Annotated in this window: 21 protein-coding genes; 9 read left to right on the top strand and 12 right to left on the bottom strand. The window is 39.3% G+C overall.

What is annotated here, in order from left to right; genetic code table 11:
• The first annotated feature begins 3 nt into the window (after window positions 1-3).
• The gene (locus tag KK487_RS11055; RefSeq protein ID WP_028834001.1) at window positions 4-735 is read left to right on the top strand and encodes an MlaA family lipoprotein; all 732 of its coding nucleotides are present in this window, start codon (window positions 4-6) and stop codon (window positions 733-735) included.
• Window positions 736-799: 64 nt separating this feature from the next.
• On the opposite strand, the gene KK487_RS11050 is transcribed toward KK487_RS11055, so the two are convergent.
• Window positions 800-2,023 carry an EAL and HDOD domain-containing protein gene (locus tag KK487_RS11050; RefSeq protein WP_013465534.1) on the bottom strand — a complete coding sequence of 408 codons (1,224 nt, stop codon included), beginning with the start codon at window positions 2,021-2,023 and terminating at the stop codon, window positions 800-802.
• A 344-nt stretch (window positions 2,024-2,367) separates the two neighbouring features.
• Here KK487_RS11050 and putP point away from each other — a divergent pair, with 344 nt between their 5' ends.
• Window positions 2,368-3,879, top strand: coding sequence for a sodium/proline symporter PutP (putP, locus tag KK487_RS11045; RefSeq protein WP_008113313.1), 1,512 nt, complete (start codon window positions 2,368-2,370; stop codon window positions 3,877-3,879).
• Window positions 3,880-4,051: 172 nt separating this feature from the next.
• Here putP and KK487_RS11040 read toward each other — a convergent pair whose 3' ends face one another.
• Window positions 4,052-4,351, bottom strand: a complete 300-nt coding sequence (locus KK487_RS11040; RefSeq protein ID WP_013465532.1) for a YebG family protein — start codon at window positions 4,349-4,351, stop codon at window positions 4,052-4,054.
• A 297-nt stretch (window positions 4,352-4,648) separates the two neighbouring features.
• Here KK487_RS11040 and KK487_RS11035 point away from each other — a divergent pair, with 297 nt between their 5' ends.
• Complete coding sequence (locus tag KK487_RS11035) at window positions 4,649-4,942, top strand: ComEA family DNA-binding protein (protein WP_013465531.1); 294 nt, start codon at window positions 4,649-4,651, stop codon at window positions 4,940-4,942.
• A gap of 12 nt (window positions 4,943-4,954) precedes the next feature.
• On the opposite strand, the gene KK487_RS11030 is transcribed toward KK487_RS11035, so the two are convergent.
• From KK487_RS11030 to nhaB, 3 genes are all read right to left on the bottom strand, one after another.
• Window positions 4,955-5,257: a DUF6170 family protein gene (locus KK487_RS11030; protein WP_013465530.1), complete on the bottom strand. Its 303-nt coding sequence runs from the start codon at window positions 5,255-5,257 to the stop codon at window positions 4,955-4,957.
• A 1-nt stretch (window position 5,258) separates the two neighbouring features.
• A complete protein-coding gene (gene dsbB / locus KK487_RS11025) occupies window positions 5,259-5,777 on the bottom strand; it encodes a disulfide bond formation protein DsbB (protein WP_013465529.1) in 519 nt (172 codons plus the stop codon).
• Window positions 5,778-5,895: 118 nt separating this feature from the next.
• On the bottom strand, window positions 5,896-7,467 hold the full coding sequence (gene nhaB, locus KK487_RS11020) for a sodium/proton antiporter NhaB (protein ID WP_013465528.1): 1,572 nt from the start codon (window positions 7,465-7,467) through the stop codon (window positions 5,896-5,898).
• Window positions 7,468-7,768: 301 nt separating this feature from the next.
• Between nhaB and fadR the strand changes: the two genes are divergently transcribed.
• Both fadR and KK487_RS11010 read left to right on the top strand, forming a co-directional pair.
• Complete coding sequence (gene fadR / locus KK487_RS11015; protein WP_008109093.1) at window positions 7,769-8,482, top strand: fatty acid metabolism transcriptional regulator FadR; 714 nt, start codon at window positions 7,769-7,771, stop codon at window positions 8,480-8,482.
• Window positions 8,483-8,718: 236 nt separating this feature from the next.
• Window positions 8,719-9,324, top strand: a complete 606-nt coding sequence (locus KK487_RS11010; protein ID WP_008109095.1) for a peroxiredoxin — start codon at window positions 8,719-8,721, stop codon at window positions 9,322-9,324.
• 59 nt (window positions 9,325-9,383) lie between these two features.
• Here the strand turns inward: KK487_RS11010 and KK487_RS11005 are convergent, their stop codons facing one another.
• Together KK487_RS11005 and smpB are read right to left on the bottom strand one after the other, a co-directional pair.
• The gene (locus KK487_RS11005) at window positions 9,384-11,978 is read right to left on the bottom strand and encodes a TonB-dependent receptor (RefSeq protein ID WP_128583051.1); all 2,595 of its coding nucleotides are present in this window, start codon (window positions 11,976-11,978) and stop codon (window positions 9,384-9,386) included.
• Between the two features lie 288 nt (window positions 11,979-12,266).
• The gene (gene smpB / locus KK487_RS11000; protein ID WP_013465526.1) at window positions 12,267-12,746 is read right to left on the bottom strand and encodes an SsrA-binding protein SmpB; all 480 of its coding nucleotides are present in this window, start codon (window positions 12,744-12,746) and stop codon (window positions 12,267-12,269) included.
• A 148-nt stretch (window positions 12,747-12,894) separates the two neighbouring features.
• Between smpB and KK487_RS10995 the strand changes: the two genes are divergently transcribed.
• On the top strand, window positions 12,895-13,335 hold the full coding sequence (locus KK487_RS10995) for a type II toxin-antitoxin system RatA family toxin (protein ID WP_013465525.1): 441 nt from the start codon (window positions 12,895-12,897) through the stop codon (window positions 13,333-13,335).
• The gene (locus tag KK487_RS10990) at window positions 13,332-13,655 is read left to right on the top strand and encodes an RnfH family protein (protein WP_013465524.1); all 324 of its coding nucleotides are present in this window, start codon (window positions 13,332-13,334) and stop codon (window positions 13,653-13,655) included. The genes KK487_RS10995 and KK487_RS10990 overlap by 4 nt, the downstream gene beginning before the upstream one ends.
• Window positions 13,656-13,705: 50 nt before the next feature.
• Here KK487_RS10990 and KK487_RS10985 read toward each other — a convergent pair whose 3' ends face one another.
• Window positions 13,706-14,065 carry an outer membrane protein assembly factor BamE gene (locus tag KK487_RS10985; protein ID WP_013465523.1) on the bottom strand — a complete coding sequence of 120 codons (360 nt, stop codon included), beginning with the start codon at window positions 14,063-14,065 and terminating at the stop codon, window positions 13,706-13,708.
• A 106-nt stretch (window positions 14,066-14,171) separates the two neighbouring features.
• Between KK487_RS10985 and KK487_RS10980 the strand changes: the two genes are divergently transcribed.
• Window positions 14,172-14,513 (top strand): GIY-YIG nuclease family protein, encoded by a 342-nt coding sequence (locus KK487_RS10980; RefSeq protein WP_069438684.1) that lies wholly within the window; start codon window positions 14,172-14,174, stop codon window positions 14,511-14,513.
• Here the strand turns inward: KK487_RS10980 and KK487_RS10975 are convergent.
• The 4 genes from KK487_RS10975 to ilvC all read right to left on the bottom strand — a co-directional run bounded on the left by KK487_RS10975 (window position 14,459) and on the right by ilvC (window position 20,188).
• A complete protein-coding gene (locus KK487_RS10975) occupies window positions 14,459-15,121 on the bottom strand; it encodes a M28 family metallopeptidase (protein ID WP_215522130.1) in 663 nt (220 codons plus the stop codon). The genes KK487_RS10980 and KK487_RS10975 overlap by 55 nt on opposite strands.
• A gap of 250 nt (window positions 15,122-15,371) precedes the next feature.
• Window positions 15,372-16,562 (bottom strand): tetratricopeptide repeat protein, encoded by a 1,191-nt coding sequence (locus KK487_RS10970; RefSeq protein ID WP_028834004.1) that lies wholly within the window; start codon window positions 16,560-16,562, stop codon window positions 15,372-15,374.
• Window positions 16,563-16,640: 78 nt separating this feature from the next.
• Entirely contained in the window at window positions 16,641-18,560 is a 1,920-nt protein-coding gene (locus KK487_RS10965; RefSeq protein ID WP_128583052.1) for a methyl-accepting chemotaxis protein, read from the bottom strand.
• Window positions 18,561-18,715: 155 nt separating this feature from the next.
• Window positions 18,716-20,188, bottom strand: coding sequence for a ketol-acid reductoisomerase (gene ilvC, locus KK487_RS10960; RefSeq protein WP_064662601.1), 1,473 nt, complete (start codon window positions 20,186-20,188; stop codon window positions 18,716-18,718).
• A gap of 137 nt (window positions 20,189-20,325) precedes the next feature.
• On the opposite strand from ilvC, the gene ilvY reads away from it, so the two are divergent.
• The gene (gene ilvY, locus KK487_RS10955) at window positions 20,326-21,231 is read left to right on the top strand and encodes an HTH-type transcriptional activator IlvY (protein ID WP_024602050.1); all 906 of its coding nucleotides are present in this window, start codon (window positions 20,326-20,328) and stop codon (window positions 21,229-21,231) included.
• Window positions 21,232-21,260 lie beyond the last annotated feature (29 nt).

Here is a 21,260-nt window from a genome sequence, read left to right as displayed (position 1 = left end):
GAGATGTTAAAACAAGGCTTACTTTTATTATGTTTACTCACGTTATCGGGTTGTGCTCAAGTTCCTGAGAGTAAATATGATGAGCGCGATCCCATACAAAGTGTAAACAGACCTATTTATGACTTTAATATGGACGTACTTGATGCTTATATTTTAAGGCCTGCGGCAGTGGGTTATATAACAGTAACCCCACAGCCTGTGCGTCGAAGTATTGTGCATTTCACCGATAATATTACCGCACCGGTTGATATTATTAATGCGGGTCTGCAAGGAAAGCCAAGCAGTGCCGGAATTAATTTTGCGCGCTTTTTAGTGAATTCTACGGTGGGAGTGTTTGGCTTATTTGACGTTGCAAGTTCGTTAGGGCTTGAAGTAACTGATGAAGATTTTGGCCAAACCTTAGGTGTGTGGGGAGTAGGCGATGGTGCCTATTTAATGATCCCGGCAATGGGGCCATCAACTGCACGTAACTTAACCGGTGATGTTGTTGATAATGTGGTTTTACCTGAAATTGCACTGACAACACCACAAACAATTTTAGTGTTTGCGTTAAAGGCGGTTGAGGCAAGGGCGTCTTTAATGGCTCAAGAGGGTTTATTAAATGATTCATTAGACCCATACCTGTTTGTTAAAGACATTTACTTTCAGCGTCAGTTATATGAACTCTACGATGGCAATCCGCCAATAAAAGAAGAGCCTGAAGATTTTGACGAAGATTTCTTAGAAAGCCTTTGATAAAAATAAAAACGCCAGCAAATGCTGGCGTTTTATTTTTAGTTATTAATTACTAATGAGCGCTTTAATTATCAATCATTATCTGCATTTGTTCACTAACCCAATTAAGTGCTTCGTGGTAAGCATCAGGCACATCATCACCTAAGTTAAGCTGTTGGGCTTTATCGTTAGCAGCGTGCCAGTTACCCTGCTCATAGAGGGTTACTAAGTTTAAATACTCAGCAAGCAGCCCTTCATTGTTTAACAGTGCCGCTTTTATCTCATTTGAAAGCGGTAGTTTAAGCATTACACTGTCCATCTCTTCATCTAGTATGGCATCCATAAGCGACATCATGCCGGTTAAAAATGCTATTCCTGTATCTCTAAGTTTGCCATGTGAAATTGCTAAAAGCTCACAAAAACGCGCGCGTGTTAGCGACAACCTAATAAGCTCCAGAGGTTTGTCTGCAGAGACTTGTGCGGCAAATAATAAAGAGAGTAGTTTTTTTATTTCAGCCGCGCCCAATACAATAAGCGCTTGTTTTATTGTGTTTATTTCAGAGCGGCGAGCAAATGCTGCCGAGTTTGAGTAGCGTAGCAGCTTATACGATAAGTTAACATCACGCTCAAATACATCGGTGATTTTTTTAAGATCCATTTCTACGCTGGATGTTTCATAGAGTAGCTCAGCCAGTGCCATGCCCGATGGCGGTAATGCCTTGCTTTGCACCATTTCTGGTTTTGAAAAGAAAAAGCCTTGAAAGTATTCAAAACCTAGTTCAAAAGCTTGATTGTAAAGCGCGTAAGTTTCAACCTTTTCAGCAAGTAATTTTATGTGTGGATAAGGTTTTAAATCCTCTATGATCGTTTTAACGTTTTCAATATCACAAGTTAAAAAGTCGACTTTAATAATATCGATAAACGGATAAAAGTGCCGCCATACAGGTTGATGTGCATAGTCATCTAGCGCTAGCGTATAGCCTTTTTCTTTTAGGTCTTTAACAATTGCCAATAAGCGTTTACCTGGCTGGACGGTTTCGAGTATTTCAATTACCACCCCATCTTTGTTTAAAAGGGTTGGGTAGCCTTTTAACAAGGTGTCTAAGGTAAAGTTAATATAAGCGGGTTTATTATCAGTTAAATCTTCTAAGCCAAAGTTAAATTGACTGCCTTCAATCAGTCGAGACGTGGCTTCATCGCCGTCAATATTTGGAAATACGTTATCAACTCCATCACGAAATAAAAGCTCATAGCCAATTAGTTCTTTATTGCGATCTAAAATAGGTTGCCGAGCAGCGTAAAAATACATATAAGATTCCGAAAGAGTAGAAATTGATTAACATTGTAATAATATATTGGAAAACATTCAAAATAGCATCGGTAAAATGAACATTATTAATAAAATACTATGGTTGGTTTGGTATTTCTTAATCTAATTTTATTGTTTTTCATTTTATTTGTTGCAAAAGTGAGCTAACCGATGGTTTTTTATCTACTTAAATGAGCGGGTTGGAGTTATTAGCAATTACCGTGTTATAGTTCAGTAGAAAGCTTTTATTCCAATACTGTCTTAATTATAAGATTTCAAGAGTCATTATTTGGATTAAAAGCCTGTTATTACTTATTTAAGTGGAGGCAAATTTGGAAACAGGAATGATTATTTCACTGGCATTATATTTTATTGTAATGCTGGGAATAGGACTATACGCATATAAGCAATCTACCAGCGATATATCAGGGTATATGCTAGGTGGTCGTAATTTAGCCCCCAGTGTTGCTGCCTTATCAGCGGGTGCATCAGACATGAGTGGTTGGTTACTTATGGGCCTACCTGGCGCAATGTACTTGTTTGGGCTTAGCAAGGTTTGGATTGCTATTGGCTTAGTGTTAGGCGCATGGGCAAACTATTTCTTAGTCGCCCCAAGACTGCGTGTTTATACTGAAAAAGCAAATGACTCTATTACCATCCCTGATTATTTTGCAAATCGTTTTGATGATAACAAGAATATCCTTCGTGTGATCTCTGCAATTGTTATTATTGTGTTCTTTACTTTGTATACTTCATCAGGCGTTGTCGCCGGTGGTAAGTTATTTGAAAATTCATTTCAGATGAGTTACGAAATGGGTTTATACATCACCACAGGTGTGGTTGTTGTTTACACCTTATTTGGTGGCTTTTTAGCGGTTAGCCTAACAGACTTCGTGCAAGGTTGTATTATGTTTATCTCCTTGCTTGCAGTACCTATCGCTACTTATATGATGCTTGATCAGCCATTTATGGATACTTTAGCAAATGCAAATTACCAGCAGTTGTTAAGTTCACCAAAAGCCAGTGAAATCCATTCATTGAATATGCTTGATTGGTTTGCTGGTGGTTCTACCATTGCTATTATTTCAGCGATGGCTTGGGGCTTAGGCTACTTTGGTCAGCCACATATTATTGTTCGCTTTATGTCTATTCGCTCAGTAAAAGAAATGCCAACTATGCGTCGTATTGGAATGTCTTGGATGACACTATCTGCGATTGGTGCGGTATTTACCGGTTTATTTGGTGCTGCCTTTATGATTGAAAACCAAATGCCAATTGCCGATAAAGAGACCATTTTCTTAGTATTAGCTGAACTTATTTTCCACCCATTAATTGCTGGTTTCCTACTGGCTGCTATTTTAGCTGCGATTATGAGTACGATTTCATCGCAATTATTGGTGTGTTCAAGCTCGCTTACTGAAGACTTCTACAAGATTTACTTAAACCGCGATGCCTCGCAAACTGAGCTGGTGTTAGTAGGGCGTATTAGCGTAATACTGGTTGCGTTATTTGCTATTTACCTAGCGTATGACCGTAATAGTTCAATACTTGATTTAGTTAGTAACGCATGGGCTGGTTTTGGTGCTGCATTTGGTCCACTTGTCTTGTTTAGCCTTTACTGGAAACGTATGAACTTAAAAGGGGCTATTAGCGGTATGGTTGTTGGTGCTTTAACAGTGCTTGTATGGATTTATGCGCCTATTACCATTAATGGTGAGAGCTTAAGCAGTGTAATTTATGAAATCGTCCCAGGCTTCATTTTAGCGAGTATTGCTATTGTGGTAGGAAGCCTTGTGACAGCTGAACCGAAAAAAGAAATTACTGATCTGTTTGATGAAGTTGAATCGTCATTGTAACTGATTAGCTAACGTAAAGTGTTGGTTTTTATAAATGCCAATCAGTTTAACTGGTTGGCATTTTTTATTAGCTTTAGCTGACCTTTAGCTATTATTATTTAAAGGCATAAAAAAACTGAATTCGAATACCGAATTCAGTTTTTTAATAATTACTATTGAGCTTTTGAAAGTACTAACTCGCTGCTTTATCTTTTATATCCGCAACGTTATCTGACTTTGTTTTTTTAGCTTTAGTGGGTACTTCTTTACCACCTTTAAGTACGGCCATAAAGTCGTCTTTACTTTTTGCAATCTCCAGCGCGAGCGACTCAACCTGTTGTTCACTTAGTGGCACATCTACTTTTTCAAGCATGAGTTCTAGTGACTCGGCAATATCGAGCATTTTGTCATAGGCATCAGCTTCTTTTTTAGTAGTAAACGTCATGCGCTCGACTCCGTTTCGTTCTACAACATATTTAACAACAACAGCCATGATTTCTCCTGCTTACTTACGTGGCAATATGATTAATTTAAATCATTAGATTACTGTTTTTATATACAGTACAAGCTTGCGCGTGGTTTTGCAAGCTTTAGCCTTAGTTTATCTGCAGCTTGGTTGACAATAAAGAGTAACTCTACTTTATTTATTAAGTCACTTTATAACGCGTTGCAGTAAAGGAGTCGCAAGGAGTGATTGTTACCGTTAGTACTTAGTAACCACAACGTTATGTAAAAGTGCTGGGTGTAAATAATCAACGAATGTTCATGTAAGAACACAAAAGGAAATAGTATGAAATTAATTAAAATCATCTCATTAGCCGCTGCTTTATGTTTATTACCTATGGGTAGCACCTTTGCGCAAAGCGATATGCTATCAGAGCAGATGCAATCAGCCGTGGTTAATATTAATACTGCTGATTTAAAACAGTTAATTAAGTTACCAGGTGTTGGCAAGAAAAAAGCACAGGCAATTATCGATTATAGAGAAACAAATGGTGATTTCTCATCACTTGAAGATCTAGCTAAAGTAAAAGGGGTGGGTAAAAAAATGCTAGCCAAACTTGATGGAAAGGTGGCGTTTTAACTTAAAAGGGCGCTATGCGCCCTGATTAAACTGTTTTAAGGCAGCACCAAGGTGCTTTTTAGCAAAATTAACATCTACGGGGGCGGTTAGTAGCGGGTAGCTTAAACCAGCCACAATCAAAAAGGGCACGAGTAGCCATCCTTCAAAAAGGGTAAATATTAAAAAAAATGGGCTTAGCAGCATAAGCTTTACAATACGCATTAACACTCTGTCACTAGGAGAGAGCATACTTAACGAGATCGCAATAACGGTTTGTCTTTGACGAACTTTTAAGTGTTTAAGTTCGTCAACGTGGCTTGAAAAAAAAGTAAACATATTAAAGTGACTTTTTAGAGATTAATCGACTGGCCACTAACGCAATAAGTGTGGCGGTAAACAATACAAAAATAACTTCCATCCATGCTGGCATACTTAAGCCTGCAAATTGCCAATCTATGTTTCCGCAATCACCGGTTGCCTCAAAAAATTGCGGTATCCAATGATGTAATGGCATAAACTCTGGAAAATTTGGCTCAAACTCACAGCTAAATGCGAAGGGGTCAGTGGTTGTTTGCATTTCAATGTGCTCACGAGCTATTAGTAACCCCCATACACTTGAAACCCCCCACACTGTATAAGCGACAATACGGACTACGAGGTTGTTTGGTTTACTGGCGCCAATAATACCGGCAAAAAGTAAGCCTAATACCGCGGTGCGTTGGTAAATACACATAATGCACGGTGCTAATCCCATGTTGTATTGAAAAAAGAGCGCGATGACTTCAAGCAGAAAAACAATCCCACTGAATAATAACCAAGGTGTACGTTGAGTACTTAGATTAGCAAGCCAGTTCATAACAAATCCGTATTTAAATAAGGGCTTAGATTATGACGTAGGATAAACAGCGGAGCAAGTAAAAGGGAAAAAGTGAGGAGCTATGAAATTTCCTAGCTCCTCAAAGTCGGGGAAGCTCTTAATGCCCAGAATTCGCTACAGGGATGTGGTGTTGTATTATCCCCCAGTCATAAAACAAACTGGTTATTTCACTCAAGCCAAAATAAGTCGCGCTTAACCCAACAAAGGTAAGCACAAAAGTGTAAGGTAAAGCCATATACACCATTCGACCGTAAGATAGGCGTAACACGGGAGCTAGTGTTGATGTAAGTAAGAATAAGAAAGCAGCTTGACCATTAGGGGTGGCCACGCTGGGTAAGTTTGTGCCGGTGTTTATCGCCACTGCAAGTAAATCAAATTGGTCTCGAGTTATTTGACCTGCTTTTAGAGCTGCAGCAACTTCATTTATATATACAGTGCCGACAAATACATTATCACTGACCATTGAAAGCAATCCATTAGCGATAAAAAACATCACCAATTGTAAGTGCCCTTCAAATGTTAGTACCCAAGTAATCACAGGGGTAAAGAGTTGTTGATCGATGATTACTGCAACCACACTAAAAAATACACAAAGTAGTGCAGTGAAGGGGAGGGCCTCTTCAAAGGCTTTACCGAGTTGGTGCTCTTCTATTATGCCGGCCGACGACGTGGCTAAAATAATTACCGATAAACCAATTAAGCCCACGGTTGCTAAATGTAACGCTAAGCCAGTAATTAACCAGATAGCGATAAGTGCTTGAATTGTGAGGTTCACTCTATCGCGTTTGGTGCGTTTTTTATCAAGTGTTTGTGCATGGTTTTTTAAAATAGCATGAATTGTTTCTGGCAGTTTTGCCCCATAGCCAAAGGTTTTTGTTTTTTCTAATAAAAAGGTTGTTAATAAGCCCGCAAAAAGCACGGGTAAAGAAACGGGCAGCATTCTTAAAAAGAACTCTCCAAATAGCCAACTTGCTCGCTCTGCAATAATTAAATTTTGTGGTTCACCAACCATAGTACACACGCCGCCAAGTGCGGTCCCAATCGAGGCATGCATGAGTAAATTACGTAAAAAAGCACGAAACTCTTCAAGCTCTTGACGGTTTACCTCTTTTACTTGGTTATCATCGTTAATATCGTGCTCACTAATAAAATCTTTTCCTGAGGCCACCTTGTGATAAATACTATAAAAGCCCATGGCCACCGCAATAACAACCGCCATTACAGTTAGGGCATCTAAAAAAGCTGATAAAAACGCAGCAGCTATTGCAAAGGCAAGCGATAAAACGGTTTTACTTCTTACTGAAACCACTAACTTGGTAAAAATATACAGCAGCAGATCTTTCATGAAATAAATACCGGCAACCATAAAAATAAGTAATAAAAGCACATCTAGGTTTTGTGCTATTTCATGTTCAACTTGCGTGGTTGATGTCATACCAATTAATAGTGCCTCAATGGCAAGTAGACCACCAGGTTGCAGTGGGTAACACTTGAGCGCCATGGCCAGTGTAAAAATAAACTCAATAACCAGTACCCAGCCAGACAAATAAGGGTTTAATTGAAACAGCAGCGGGTTAATTATTAAAAATGCAATAATGGTGTATTTATACCATTGAGGTGCTTTACCTAAAAAATTTATAAATATTGCAGATGGGACACTCTGTTGCATGATTTTTCCCTAGGGAGGCGTTTAATAGTCTGGTTAATGTCATTAACTTAGTCCAGCTTATAGAGGGTGTAAACAACTAAATAATAATAGTCAAAGTGTCTGGTATGAATAATAGGTTGGCATTCATATTGTGTTTAAAACCTATCGGTAAAACTAGCGAATCATACAAGTAAAGTTGCCTTTTTAATCACATACCTAGGTAATTTAACTTACTTTACTTGTTAGTTGTGGCTTGTCTGGTACAATCAGTCAGTTAATCGTATGTAGCGATGTGATGTGAATTAATTCGAGTAGGAATTGAATGAGAATTTTTAAAGCGAAAAGCCCAGCAGGATTTGCTGAGGAATACATAGTAGAGTCAATCTGGAATGGTGATTTTCCTCCAGGTTCAATTCTGCCTGCTGAGCGTGAACTCTCAGAGTTAATTGGTGTTACTAGAACCACATTACGAGAAGTATTACAGCGATTAGCTAGGGACGGTTGGTTAACAATACAACATGGTAAACCTACTCGCGTTAATAACTTTTGGGAAACCTCAGGATTAAATATCCTTGAAACACTGGCACGTTTAGATGAAGATAAAATGCCAGAGCTAACCGATCAGTTACTCTCAGCACGTACTAATATCAGCGCAATTTATACCCGTGCAGCTATAAAGCTTGCACCAGAGCGTGTTATCGAAATTTTATCACAAAGCGATGAATTAGAAGACAGCGCGCAAGCGTTTGCAGATTATGATTATAAAGTTCATCATGAATTAGCTGTTGCCGGTAACAATCGCATTTATGTGCTCATCCTTAATGGCTTTAAAGGTTTTTATTCTAAGATTGGCTGCCATTACTTTTCAGATCCTCGCACTCGCGAGCTTGCACGCCAGTTTTATAAAGACTTAACTAAGCTTGCTGAGAATAAAGAGCACGATGGTGCAATATTCATGATGCGTAAATATGGTCATCAAACCGGTGAAATATGGCAACATATTCGCGGTGATATGCCTAGCGATATTATGGATTAGTAAAAAGAACCTGCTTAAAGCAGGTTTTTTTATGAACAAAAATCAGTCCATTTATCAAGCGTTCGCTATTTTAGAACGGTGCTATCTATAAATACGATTGTTAATTTATTTTTGATAGCCATAGAATAATGTTTAATTAAATATGGTTGCTATTGTAATTTTAAAATTAGTGCCCATATTAGTAATCAGTATTGCGTAAGCAATTGACAATAAACTCAAAATATTTGGAGAATAAAATGGGTGTATTAGTAGGCCGTCAGGCACCAGACTTTACCGCTGCAGCTGTTCTAGGTAACGGTGAGATTGTAGATAGCTATAACCTTCACGAAAAAATCAAAGGTAAAAAAGCAGTAATCTTTTTCTACCCACTAGATTTCACATTTGTATGTCCTTCTGAGCTTATTGCTTTTGATAAGCGTTATGCAGAATTCCAAAAACGTGGTGTAGAAGTAATTGGTGTTTCTATCGATTCACAATTCTCACACAACGCATGGCGTAACACGGCTGTAGCAGACGGCGGTATTGGTAAAGTTCAATACGCACTAGTTGCAGACGTTAAACACGAAATCTGTAAAGCATACGACGTTGAGCACCCAGAAGCGGGCGTTGCATTTCGTGGTTCTTTCCTAATCGATGAAGAAGGTAACGTACGTCACCAAGTAGTGAACGACTTACCACTGGGTCGTAACATCGACGAAATGATCCGTATGGTAGATGCACTAGCATTCCACAGCGAGCACGGTGAAGTATGTCCTGCTGGTTGGACTGAAGGTAAAAAAGGAATGGACGCAAGCCCTGAAGGCGTTGCTAAATTCTTATCTGAAAACGAAGGCGAGCTATAATTTAGCCCTTTAGTTTGAGAAAAAAACCGCCAAAATGGCGGTTTTTTTATTATTTTAAATTAAAACGAAAAGCTAACTTTAGTGTAAATGTAACGACCACGAGGGTTGTGTACACCCGATGCGTAACCATACAGATCTGAATCACCGTCACCAATTGCAAACGGTGGCTCTTCATCAAATAAGTTGTTCACACCTAGTGATACTTTTGCTGACTCAGTAATACGGTATGATGTTTGTAAATCTACCAGTACTTGTGAATCAACAGTACGCGATGTATTACTATCGAAGTCTAAGTTACCATCGAAGTCGATATCTGGCGTATCTTCAAACTCACCTACATAACTAATGTTCATGTTTGTGTTGAACTGACCAATTTCCCAGTTAGTTGAGAAAATCCAGCGATGCTCTGGGTAACCATATTCACCGGTATAATCGCGGCCGTCTTTTTCAAATTTATCTTGGTAAGCCCATTCTAAATTGAATTTTAGTAAGCCTAAATCATCCAGTGAGTGATTGTAGTTTGCTGAAATATCAACGCCCGAAACTTCTTGTGATGACACGTTTTCAAAAGTACTGAAAATCTTTTGAATAGTCCCTAAACTGTCCGTACCTGAAGGAGGTAAGCGAACACATACGGTACTGTTTTGGTTATTACACTCTGAGTTGTAAATTGGACCAAACTCTTGCTCATCAATTTTATTGTCTTGGGTGATACTCCATACATCTATACTCAAACCAAAGTCAGTTGTAGGTGCCCAAATAAAGCCGACGTTCCAAGATTCAGACTCTTCAGCCTCTAAGTCAGGATTACCAGCAAATTCAATGTTGTAATCTAGTGCATCACAATCTTTACCTGTTGCGTCACAACGGTAATTATCGATAAAGAACTGGCTCTCTTGAGATGGCCCTAAACCTACTTGTGCAAGTGACGGTGCTCTAAAGCCTTGTGCCCAAGAACCACGCACTGTGATTTCATCAGTAGGTGCCCAGCGTAAAGCGACTTTAGGATTGGTTGTGGTACCAAAGTCACTGTAATCATCGTAACGACCAGCAAGTTGTAGCTCTAAGTTCTCAGCAAGTGGAATTGAAAACTCTACATAGGCAGCGTATTGGTCACGCTCTGCTGCAGCTGACACAGACTCGGTACCAAAGATTAATCCTCGTTGGAATTGATCATCTGGCGTATCCGTTACGTCCTCTTCGCGGTATTCAATACCGGCCGCCATCATGACAACATCATCACCAAAGCTAAATGCTTCACCTGAAATGTTAGCATCGAACGACGTCATATGAGACTCGCCTTGACGAACCAAGCTCGTAGTAATTCTATCAATTACGGCCGGATCGTTGTAAGTGCCGCCAAATGGGTTGTAGTTACCGGCATCAATTTCTTGTTGTAAGAAGTCGGTGCGTACCCAACCTTGTGAGCGATCCCCAGTTTGTAATGACTTACTACGTCCTTTTTGTACCGCTGTTTCCCAGCTCCAATCGTTTATTTCACCTTTTAAACCAGCAACAAAACGTAATGTGTCTGATTCGATATCCCATTGGCGCGCACCCGCATCTACGGTTCTGTAACGACCTATTTCAATATCTTGGCCGAATGGGTTATTAGGGTGACTACCTGGTACTGTTAAGCCCGCATCTTCATCAAGTGGCGTTGGGGCACCTGCTGCAATTGAGCTGTTATGCTGAACGGCCATTTCTAAGAAGCCCGTTATGCCATTATCAAAGCGGTATTCAAATTGTGAAATAGCACCTACACGTTCTGATGCCGGTGCAATATAGCCAAATGGACCATAGTCAAATAAACAACTGCCACTTGATGTTGCATTTTCTGCAGGACACGCAGGGTCTATTGTTTTAACGCCATCAACATAGAAGTAGCCAGGGAAGCCACGTGATGAACGGAAATCTTCACCGCCATATGGAGATTGATTAGCAGTACCTAAACGCCCCATTTCATCTGATGATAAAGAGGTGTTTTTAAAGTAATCAATAATAACGGATGCGCTACTTTTTGCACTAGTAGTACCCCAAACAATACTAGCTGTAGTTTCTTCATAGTTAGGGCCATCTGTGCCGCCGTAACCTAAGTTTACTTCAATACCGTCAATATCTTTTTTCAAGATAACGTTTACAACACCCGCTACAGCATCAGAGCCATAGATTGCTGAGGCGCCATCTTTTAAAATATCAATACGTTCGATTGCTGAAACAGGAATACTGTTGATATCAACGAATGAGTTGGTGATCCCTTCAGCAAATGCGCTGATTGCAACACGACGACCATTAATAAGTACCAAGGTAGCATCGGCGCCTAAGCCTCGAAGGCTGACGGCAGCTGAGCCATTTGCGGTTGAGTCTTGGTTATTACCACGGGTTGAAAAAGTACCATTACCTGCAACAGGCATTCTTTCAAGAAGCTGTTGTAGGTTGTCATAACCCATGTTTTCGATGTCTTCTTTATTAATGGATTGTACTGGAGACGGGCCTTCGATGTCCGAACGTTTGATACGAGAGCCTGTTACTTGAATACGTTCTACTTTTTCTGCAGTTTGCTGTGCAGCATAAGTCGTTGTACTAAAACCTGCTGACAATGCGATAGTAGCACCGATGATTAAGCTCGGTGTAAATGCAATTGATTGCTTCATCCTTAAGTCCTTGTTGATATGTTATAATTTACTTGTTTTACAAGTCGAATTATTAATACCATGTAACTTAACTGTTATCAATTGGCCACAAAGATGATTTTGTTATCTGCACTAATATGTACTGATTTTCTCAATAAAGGTAAACGATAGGATGCTCGCTATTTGGCGCTGTAACGTGATTTAGTTATTATTGATAAACAAAACGCCGAGCGACTTTAATTTGTAATAATTTGTATTTTCCTAAAAATTTAGCAAAAAAAAGCCTAACATGATGTTAGGCTTTTTCATTTAAACTTTATGTTTCATTAAGCGTTCTTTTTCACGGGACCAATCTTTATTTTTACCGTCTTCACGTTTGTCATGCATTTTCTTACCTTTCGCTAAATGGAATTCAAGCTTTACCCAGCATTTTTTCCAATACATAGCTGTGGCAATTAATGAATAACCATCACGCTCGGTTGCACCTACCAAACGGTCAAGTTCACGTCTGCTGAGCAATAATTTACGATAACGCAGCGGGTCGCAAATAACATGGGTTGATGCACTATTTAAAGGCTGGATTGTGCTGCCTAATAAAAACGCTTCACCGTTTTTAAGATGAATATAAGTTTCAGAGATATTTACTTTACCTGCTCGGATACTTTTTACTTCCCAGCCTTGGAGTTCAATACCTGCTTCAAACTTGTCGTGTAAAAAATACTCGTGTCGCGCTTTTTTATTTAGCGCGATGGTATTACTTGTCGATTTTGATGAATTTTTCTTAGCCATAGTGCCCTATAATATACGTTATACGAGATGTTTTACATCGATTTTTTTAAATTATACATGCAAAAGCGAAGGATTCATTTAAGCGCGATGAAAGTTTGGGGAAACGCACAAAGCTTGCTAAAATTCCTGCACACAGTTGGGAGTGAGTATGCCACAAATAGAAAAAAGTGCGCTGGTTATGTACAGCACTAAAGAGATGTTTGATCTAGTCAATGATGTAGAAGCTTATTCGCAGTTTTTACCTAATTGTTCAGACTCAAAAATTATTAAGCAGCATGATAATAACATGACCGCCAGTTTAGAAATATCTAAAGCCGGTATAAAAAAATGGTTTACCACTGAAAATACGCTAATTGATGAGCAAACAGTGATGCTTCGCTTGGTCGATGGGCCTTTTAAAACCTTACAAGGTCGTTGGCATTTTCAGCAATTAGATGCACATGCGTGCAAAGTACATTTACAGCTAGACTTTGAATTTTCTAGTAAGTTAATAGAACTTGCGTTTGGTAAAATTTTTAATGATGTGGCTAAAAATATGGTGAGTGCCTTTACTCAACGTGCAAAAGCGGTATATGGAGAGCGTGCATGATCAATATTGAAATTGTGTTTGCGTTGCCAACGAAAGCAACCACGCTAAATATAGAGGTATTCCAAGGTACCACCGCAGAGCAAGCAGTGATCCAGTCAGGTATTATTAAGAAGTGCCCTGAGATTGATGCAACCGCTTTAACTTTAGGTGTATGGAACAGAACGGTAAAGCTTAATCATGAGCTTAAAGACGGCGATAGAGTTGAAATTTACCGCCCATTAATTGCCGACCCTAAAGATGCCCGCAGAAAGCGCGCCGAAAAAGCCAAAGAAGAGGGCCGCGCAAATAAAGTAACCGGTGGCCGACCGTTAGATCGTTAGATACAAAAAAGGTGAGCCATGCTCACCTTTTTCAATTAAACCCAAATGGCTTATTGCTCTAAAGGGGTTGTAAAGTTTTCTGGTTGCTCATAGTCACCAGAGACCGTTACCAACTTTTCATTTTCAAAGTTTAATACTAATGATTTATATTGTTCATTAGCGCGCCCTTTATTAAAGCTGTAAACGTAACGCCAAGTATTTTTATCGAAGGCGTCTTCGGCAATCGGTCTGCCTAGTACATAAATTACTTGCTCGCGAGTCATATTAACGCGAAGCTTATCAACGTCTGATTGTTCTAAAAAGTTACCTTGAGGGATGTTGATTCTGTACACCCAGCTAGAACAACCTGCGGCTGAACTAAGCGTTAAAGCGACGATAAGCCAAAGAGAAAAAGTTTTTAACGACTGCATTGTTAGTTGTGATCCTTATTTTTTATAATCTGCATGATACCTATTAGTCACTCAAGGTAAAACCCTTTTGAGTAATTGTTTTTGTTTAGCGCGTTAAGGCGAGGTTTTGACCATTAATAATCAAAAAAGTTTAAACGATGAGTTGTGCAATAGTAAAAGTAAACCGGCTGTTTGGTCACTGTATATTGTGCAAACACGGTTTGGTCATTGGTATACCGGCATTACAGTTGATGTAGCGCGTCGTTTAGCAACGCACCAAGCGGGTAAAGGGGCAAAAAACCTCAAAGGGAAAGGACCGCTGGTGCTCATTCATCAGCAACAAGTTGGGACTAAAAGCGACGCAAGTAAATTAGAATATGCGATTAAAAAACTTCCACGGGCAAAAAAAGAGGCTTACGTTGCTGCTTTTAAAGGGGGACTGAATACCTCAGGTTTTGTCAAAAGCTGATTAATAAATGCCTCAATTAGCAATACTGCTTCTTGATAAAGAGCAGTATTAATATTTTCGAGCGTATCTTTTGCTGTGTGATGATAATTATCGGCGCCCATCGAAAAGTACACATACGGAATTTTCTGTTTAGCGAATGAATAATGGTCGCTGGCTCTGTGCCAGTCTATTTGTTTCGTGTTGGTGAGTCGACTCATTTTTCGTGATGAATAAACGGGCTTTAATTCGACACTCGTATTTTTTATTTGGCTAAATAGTGGAGTGAGTTGGTTTTTTAACGAACGACTTGTTAGCGCGTATAACCGCTTATGCGATTTTTTAATTGCCAACATATCTAAGTTAATATTTAAAGCAACAGGGAACTGGCGCATTGTTTTGGCAAAGTGCTCACTGCCGTGTAAACCGTTTTCTTCAGCGTCTGTTGCAACAAACACAAAACCATAGGATGATTGCACCTTTAAAGCGTTCGATAAGTATAGTAATGCGGCAACACCCGAGGCATTATCGTTAGCGCCAGGGTGTAATTTTCCGGCTTTTAGGCCTAAATGGTCGTAATGCGCTGTAATAACAATAACAGGCAAATTTTTTTCTGTTTTGGTCGCAACAATATTTACGCCTTGCGCCTTAGAAAACAGCCCTGATGGATAAGTAAAAGGTTGTTCAATAACCGTCAGTTGATGCTCTTTAAAGCGTGCTTTTAAATATTCTCTGGTGAGTAAAGCCGAGTGACTATTCGTTTTTCTGCCTGCTAATTTAGAGCTGGTTAGCGTTGTTAAATCAGTGAATAACTGCGGCTCAATCGGCTTTGAGAGTCCACTCCAACTTATAAAAAATACAATGCAGGTTAAACTAAATAATTTAATAATGATTCGCCTTAACGATAAGTGATTTTAATGCGATGAGTTTATTATCATAGCGTTGTTTGTCATGTGTAAAGTCTGCTTTTTTTCTGGCTTTACGCAAATGAAATTCCGCCCTAGCTATATTATTTAACTCAAAGTAACTTCGCGCCAGTCCAAAGTGGCTTTCATGTAAGGTTGGTGACATAGCGTTAGCTTTTTTATAGTGGCTAATTGCGCCTTTAAAATTACCATTTACATACTCACTGTTACCAAGCGAGATATGATAGTAAGGATTTTCTTGGCGTTTTTTGTCAAGCTCAGCCAATAGCTTTTCGCCTTCGGCCACTCTATCTGTGAGTGTGTATAATAATGCTAAGTTACCTTGTGCAGTATTATTATCAGTATTTAAGGCAATAGCATAGCGATACATTTGCTCCGCTTGCTTTAAATCATCTAATTGTTTAAAGAGTACCCCTAAATTGCCCCAGCTAGCACTAAATGAAGCGTCCGTATTGATTGCTGCTTTGAAATAGCTAAACGCTAAATCATAGTGTTTATTTACCAGTGCCTCACCCCCTTTATTATTATAAAACATGGCGGTCACTCTTTTTTTTGAAAGCAATGAGGTTGCAAAACGGGCTTGTCTGCTATTGGGATCAAAATCAATGATTAAACGCTTATTACGCTGATAAACAAGTGAGCTGTCTTTGAGTTTCGTTTTATTGTCTATGGCAAGGTTGATGTGCCCCGTGAGTAAATTAAATCCCTGATTTAGTGACCAATACTCCGGAATGTGTACTTTTTGAAAGCGAGCTTTAAGCCCTAAATGCTCAGCTAAACTATATGCTAAAATTGATAGTGACAAGCAATTGGCGTTTAAGTTTTGATAGCTCTGAGATGCGGTTTGTGTCGTGGTGGATTGATAAGATAAAGCGCTATCGCCATTTGTGAGTAAAAAACTAAGTAGGCTATACGCTATTTCATCAACTGATTTACTCGATTGCACGTAAGCATTTAATTGCTGTTTGAGGCTATCGTCGAGTTGAAATATTTGTTGCTCAGACTCTACCAGCTGCTGTTGTAATTGCATGGGAGGAGTAATAGTGGGGATTGGCACGCTTATATTGGCGTTATCTGTGGTGCTACAAGCACACAGAGCCAGCAGACACACAATCAGTAAATAATGTTTACCTTGGAGAGCATTCATACACACCTCTGTACAAAAAACACACTTAAGTATAGTGGTTATTTTGTACAGAGGTTATTTTTTAATGTAACACTCTATTTAACGTTGCTGATTAAACGTTGCAACGAGTGCATCAAGTGTTTGTGCGCTGGTGGCTAAATCACGAATTGCTTGTTCTGTATTGATTTGTTCACTCATTGACTTATCACTGATCTCACTTATTTGCTCAATACTACGACCTACATCATTCACAACGCTACTTTGCTGTTCGGTGGCGGTGGCAATTAAGGTCGCCATATCGTTAATTTCATTGGCTGTTTCAGTAATGGTATTAAGTAACTCAACCGAGTTTTGCATTGCGCTTACGCTTTGTTGTGCTTTATCTTTTGATTGACCGATATCGCTGACAACGTCATCTGAAATATGAGTGAGTTCTTCAATCATTGATTGAATTTCAGTGGTCGATTGTGAGGTACGATTCGCCAGCGCTCTTACTTCATCAGCAACTACAGCAAAGCCTCGTCCATGTTCACCAGCACGAGCAGACTCAATGGCTGCATTAAGAGCCAGTAAGTTAGTTTGTTCAGATATACCTCTAATTGAATCCACAATACTAGCGATATCAATAGTCTTTTTAGAAAGCAAAGCAACTTGCTCGGTTATGCCGTCAATGTCGCTGGCAAGGGCTGAGATTGTCGTTTGGCTTTGTAACACTTGTTGATGGCTTTGCTTGGTGTTATCGCGGCTATCGTTGGTTAACTTAGCTGCATTGGCAGCACTTTGCGCTATTTCTTGCACTGTAGCGCCCATTTCATTAATGGCTGCTGCAACTGAAATAGTTTGCTCTTTTTGCTTATCAAGCGCTAAAGAGTTTTGCTTGGCTTGCGAAAATACATGATCTGAGCTGTGGCGAATACCGTGGCTCTCATTAGCTACTTGCACAATAGCGGTTTCTATTTTTTCAATAAATTGATTAAAGCCGGTGGTTAAATTATTTAGCTCAGGTTGGGGAGATATTGGTAAGCGATAGGCTAAATTTGCATCGCCACGCCCTAAACGCGAAAATAACTCAGCCATTGTTGATAACGGTGAAGCTAAAGACCGAGCTAATAAGTAACTGATCACGCTTGCGATTAGCGCAGTGATGATAGTGAAAGTGAATATTTGCCACTCTAGGGTATTTACACTAGAAAATACTTCGCTTTTTGGGACTTGAGCTAAGACAAATAAGTCAGTGTTTTTAATCGGTGTGGCTGCAATGAGTGTGGCTTGCCCGTTGATATTTACTTCCTCTAAAGCGAAGCCGTTTTTATTAAGTAATTTGTTATGAATATTAGCGCTGTAAATACTATCTATATTAACCTTAGCGACTTTGTCTGCATCTTTATGTAACTGAATTAATCCGTTTTTATCGGCAATAAACACAAACCCTGATTGCTCAATTTTAAATTGTTGTAGCAGCTTTTGCATATCTGTAATGCTTTTTGCTAAGCCTGCCAAGCCTAAACCATTAGGTTGTTGGTGGTTAACAAACATTTTTACATCGTTTTCAGACTCTTGATAAATACTAATTGAGTAAGGTTGCTTTGATTGTGTAAAAGCAAAAAACCAGCCATCTGCGGCATCATTTTTTAAAACACGTAAAAAGCCATCTTGATTCCAATATTGTGCCGTGTTTTTATTCGCCCACGAAGCCGTGGCAAGATCGTATTGGTCAACCAAACGATTGAGCTCTTTAAGTAATAGCGTGTCGTTGTTGTTGCCAGCATTTGCCCAATCTAAAATAAAGGTATTTGCCGAAAGCTGCTGTGCTGCACCAAGAAGTTCATTGATCTCGCCACCAATATGATTACTGATTGTTTGCAATTTACTTGGCAGTTCAGATTCGATCATGCGTTGCTCAATAATATTCTTTGAGTTATGCAAAGACGTCAAACCAATTAATACAGCAACACAAATAGCAATAATGCTTCCAAGGGCTGTTATTTTTTGAGTAATAGAGAGATTTTGTATCGTCATGATAGTGCTTATATTTACAACTGAGGCAATGAGGGGAATTATTTTAGCACATTATTTATTTTCAGCTATTGATGATTAATTTGCACTTAAAAAAGCCCACAGCAAAATGCAAGTGGGCTTGGTTTCTAACAAGTGAAAGTTCTAGGACCCTTGGGTTAAACTATTTTTTTCATTGCAGACATGTAGCCGCGTAATTTTGCGCCTACTTTCTCAACAGGGTGCTCACGTAGAGCCGTATTTATTTGAATTAAAGTTTGATTATCAACTTGATTACTTTGCTCATTTAAGCCTTTACCAATAACATCAGTATCAATACCTTGCATAAATTCTTGTAGAAGCGGCAAACAGGCATGGTTATATAAATAGCAGCCGTACTCAGCGGTATCTGAAATAGTGCGGTTCATTTCAAATAACTTTTTGCGTGCAATAGTATTGGCTATCAGCGGCGTTTCATGCAGTGACTCATAATAGGCAGATTCTGCAATAATACCGGCCGCTGTCATGGTTTCAAATGCCAGTTCTACACCCGCTTTTACCATTGCCACCATTAAAATACCGTGGTCAAAAAATTCTTGCTCAGCAATTTCTACATCACCTGCAGGGGTTTTTTCAAAATGAGTTTCTGCAGTTTCAGCACGCCATTTTAGTAAGTTAGCGTCATCATTTGCCCAGTCTTCCATCATTACACGTGAAAATGTGCCATCGATAATGTCATCTTGGTGTTTGTTATAAAGAGGACGCATAATCACTTTAAGCTCTTCACTTAGCTCAAACGCTTTAACCTTTGCAGGGTTTGATAAGCGGTCAAGCATGTTTGTCACACCGCCATATTTAAGTGCTTCTGTGATCACTTCCCAGCCATATTGAATAAGCTTTGAGGCGTAACCGGCATCAATTCCTTTTTCAATCATTTTGTCAAAACATAAAATAGAGCCAGTTTGTAGCATGCCACATAAAATGGTTTGCTCGCCCATCAGATCAGATTTCACTTCAGCGATAAATGATGATTTAAGCACCCCCGCGCGATGACCACCCGTACCTGCTGCATAGGCTTTTGCTTGTGCCAAGCCATGGCCCTGAGGATCATTCTCTGGGTGAACCGCAATTAATGTAGGTACACCAAAGCCGCGTTTATACTCTTCACGTACTTCTGACCCCGGGCATTTTGGTGCAACCATAATAACGGTAATGTCTTCACGAACTTGCATGCCTTCTTCAACAATATTAAAGCCATGTGAATAGGCAAGGGTTGAGCCGTGTTTCATTAATGGCATGATGGCATTAACAACTGCAGTATGTTGTTTATCAGGTGTTAAGTTAAGTACTACATCGGCTGTTGGGATTAACTCTTCATATGTACCCACTTTAAAACCATTGTCAGATGCATTTAAGAATGACTGACGACGCTCAGAAATGGCTGAATCACGTAGTGTATAGGCTACATCTAAACCAGAATCACGTAAGTTTAAGCCTTGATTTAAGCCCTGTGCGCCACAGCCTACAATTACCAATTTTTTACCTTTAAGTGCAGCAACACCGTCGTTAAATTCGTCTGCGCCCATAAATTCACATTGTGCCAATTGCGCTAATTGTTCGCGTAAAGGTAAGCTATTAAAATAATTTGCCATGATAAGTTTCCTATTAATTCAGTTTGTTAGATGCATTGCTTTTGCTTTGCTTGGAATAACAATATGGAAAATCTTTTCTTGCGTAAAATGATATATTTGAATTAAAGTATTTCATAATATGAAATACCGGTGTTATTATGGATCATAAGCATTTAAATTACTTTTTGGCGTTGGCAAAAACGCTTCATTTCTCTCGTGCCAGTGAGTTATGCCACATAAGTGCGCCCACTTTAAGTCGTAATATTAAGCAGTTAGAAGATGAAGTAGGGGTGATGTTATTCCAGCGTGATAATCGCAGTGTAAAGCTTACCCGCGAAGGCGTTGCATTTAAGGAGTATGCCAGTGCAACACTTAGTCATTGGCAGCGGTTTAAAGCTAATTTAAACGAACCGCAACAACATATTTATGGCAATGTGAGCCTTTATTGCTCCGTTACCGCGTCTTACAGTTTTTTGCATCATATTTTAGAGCAACTTAGAGCTCAGCATCAGCATATTGAAATTACCTTAAATACGGGCGATCCCGCCTTGGCTATTAACCGAGTGTTAGATGGACATGAATCTATGGCCATTGCAGCCAGACCCAGTAAATTACCTGCACAAATTGCATTTGTAGATATTGGCTACTCGCCATTGGTATTAATTGCACCCACTATTCAATGTCCGATCACAGAAAAATTAGCCACTAGTAGCGAAACTATTGATTGGTCTGAGCTTGAATTTATTGTTGCTGAACAAGGATTTTCAAGACAAAGGTTGGAGCAGTGGTGGCGAAAAAATAATGTACAAGGAAAAATTTACGCGCAAGTGGCAGGGCATGAAGCTATGGTATCTATGGTGAGTTTAGGGTTAGGCGTGGCCATGATCCCAAAAATTGTACTCGATAATAGTCCGCTTAACGATAAGGTTCAGGTTTTAGAGTATAAAGGCGAGCCACCACAAGGGTTTAAAATTGGTTTGGCTGTATTACATAAAGAACTAAACGACCCTGCTATTAGTGCGCTTTGGAATATTGCACAAAATATGGGAGAAAACATAATATAGGCTTGTTGGATGATAAAAAACTGTTAATA

The sequence above is a fragment of the Pseudoalteromonas sp. SiA1 genome (assembly GCF_018732205.1).
Taxonomy (GTDB): Bacteria; Pseudomonadota; Gammaproteobacteria; order Enterobacterales; family Alteromonadaceae; genus Pseudoalteromonas; species Pseudoalteromonas tetraodonis.
The sequence above is the reverse complement of the archived record's forward strand: the minus strand, read 5'-3'. Positions and strand labels throughout refer to the sequence as shown.

Bases quoted from the DNA above. Each gene is read 5' to 3' on its own strand.
- fadR (WP_008109093.1), top strand. From the start codon at position 7,769: ATGAGAATTTTTAAAGCGAAAAGCCCAGCAGGATTTGCTGAGGAATAC.
- KK487_RS10970 (WP_028834004.1), bottom strand. From the start codon at position 16,562: ATGAATGCTCTCCAAGGTAAACATTATTTACTGATTGTGTGTCTGCTG.
- ilvY (WP_024602050.1), top strand. From the start codon at position 20,326: ATGGATCATAAGCATTTAAATTACTTTTTGGCGTTGGCAAAAACGCTT.
- KK487_RS10985 (WP_013465523.1), bottom strand. From the start codon at position 14,065: ATGCAGTCGTTAAAAACTTTTTCTCTTTGGCTTATCGTCGCTTTAACG.
- KK487_RS11055 (WP_028834001.1), top strand. From the start codon at position 4: ATGTTAAAACAAGGCTTACTTTTATTATGTTTACTCACGTTATCGGGT.
- KK487_RS11050 (WP_013465534.1), bottom strand. From the start codon at position 2,023: ATGTATTTTTACGCTGCTCGGCAACCTATTTTAGATCGCAATAAAGAA.
- KK487_RS11040 (WP_013465532.1), bottom strand. From the start codon at position 4,351: ATGGCTGTTGTTGTTAAATATGTTGTAGAACGAAACGGAGTCGAGCGC.
- dsbB (WP_013465529.1), bottom strand. From the start codon at position 5,777: ATGAACTGGCTTGCTAATCTAAGTACTCAACGTACACCTTGGTTATTA.
- KK487_RS10965 (WP_128583052.1), bottom strand. From the start codon at position 18,560: ATGACGATACAAAATCTCTCTATTACTCAAAAAATAACAGCCCTTGGA.
- ilvC (WP_064662601.1), bottom strand. From the start codon at position 20,188: ATGGCAAATTATTTTAATAGCTTACCTTTACGCGAACAATTAGCGCAA.
- KK487_RS10995 (WP_013465525.1), top strand. From the start codon at position 12,895: ATGCCACAAATAGAAAAAAGTGCGCTGGTTATGTACAGCACTAAAGAG.
- KK487_RS11035 (WP_013465531.1), top strand. From the start codon at position 4,649: ATGAAATTAATTAAAATCATCTCATTAGCCGCTGCTTTATGTTTATTA.
- KK487_RS11030 (WP_013465530.1), bottom strand. From the start codon at position 5,257: ATGTTTACTTTTTTTTCAAGCCACGTTGACGAACTTAAACACTTAAAA.
- putP (WP_008113313.1), top strand. From the start codon at position 2,368: ATGATTATTTCACTGGCATTATATTTTATTGTAATGCTGGGAATAGGA.
- KK487_RS10990 (WP_013465524.1), top strand. From the start codon at position 13,332: ATGATCAATATTGAAATTGTGTTTGCGTTGCCAACGAAAGCAACCACG.
- KK487_RS11005 (WP_128583051.1), bottom strand. From the start codon at position 11,978: ATGAAGCAATCAATTGCATTTACACCGAGCTTAATCATCGGTGCTACT.
- KK487_RS11010 (WP_008109095.1), top strand. From the start codon at position 8,719: ATGGGTGTATTAGTAGGCCGTCAGGCACCAGACTTTACCGCTGCAGCT.
- nhaB (WP_013465528.1), bottom strand. From the start codon at position 7,467: ATGCAACAGAGTGTCCCATCTGCAATATTTATAAATTTTTTAGGTAAA.
- smpB (WP_013465526.1), bottom strand. From the start codon at position 12,746: ATGGCTAAGAAAAATTCATCAAAATCGACAAGTAATACCATCGCGCTA.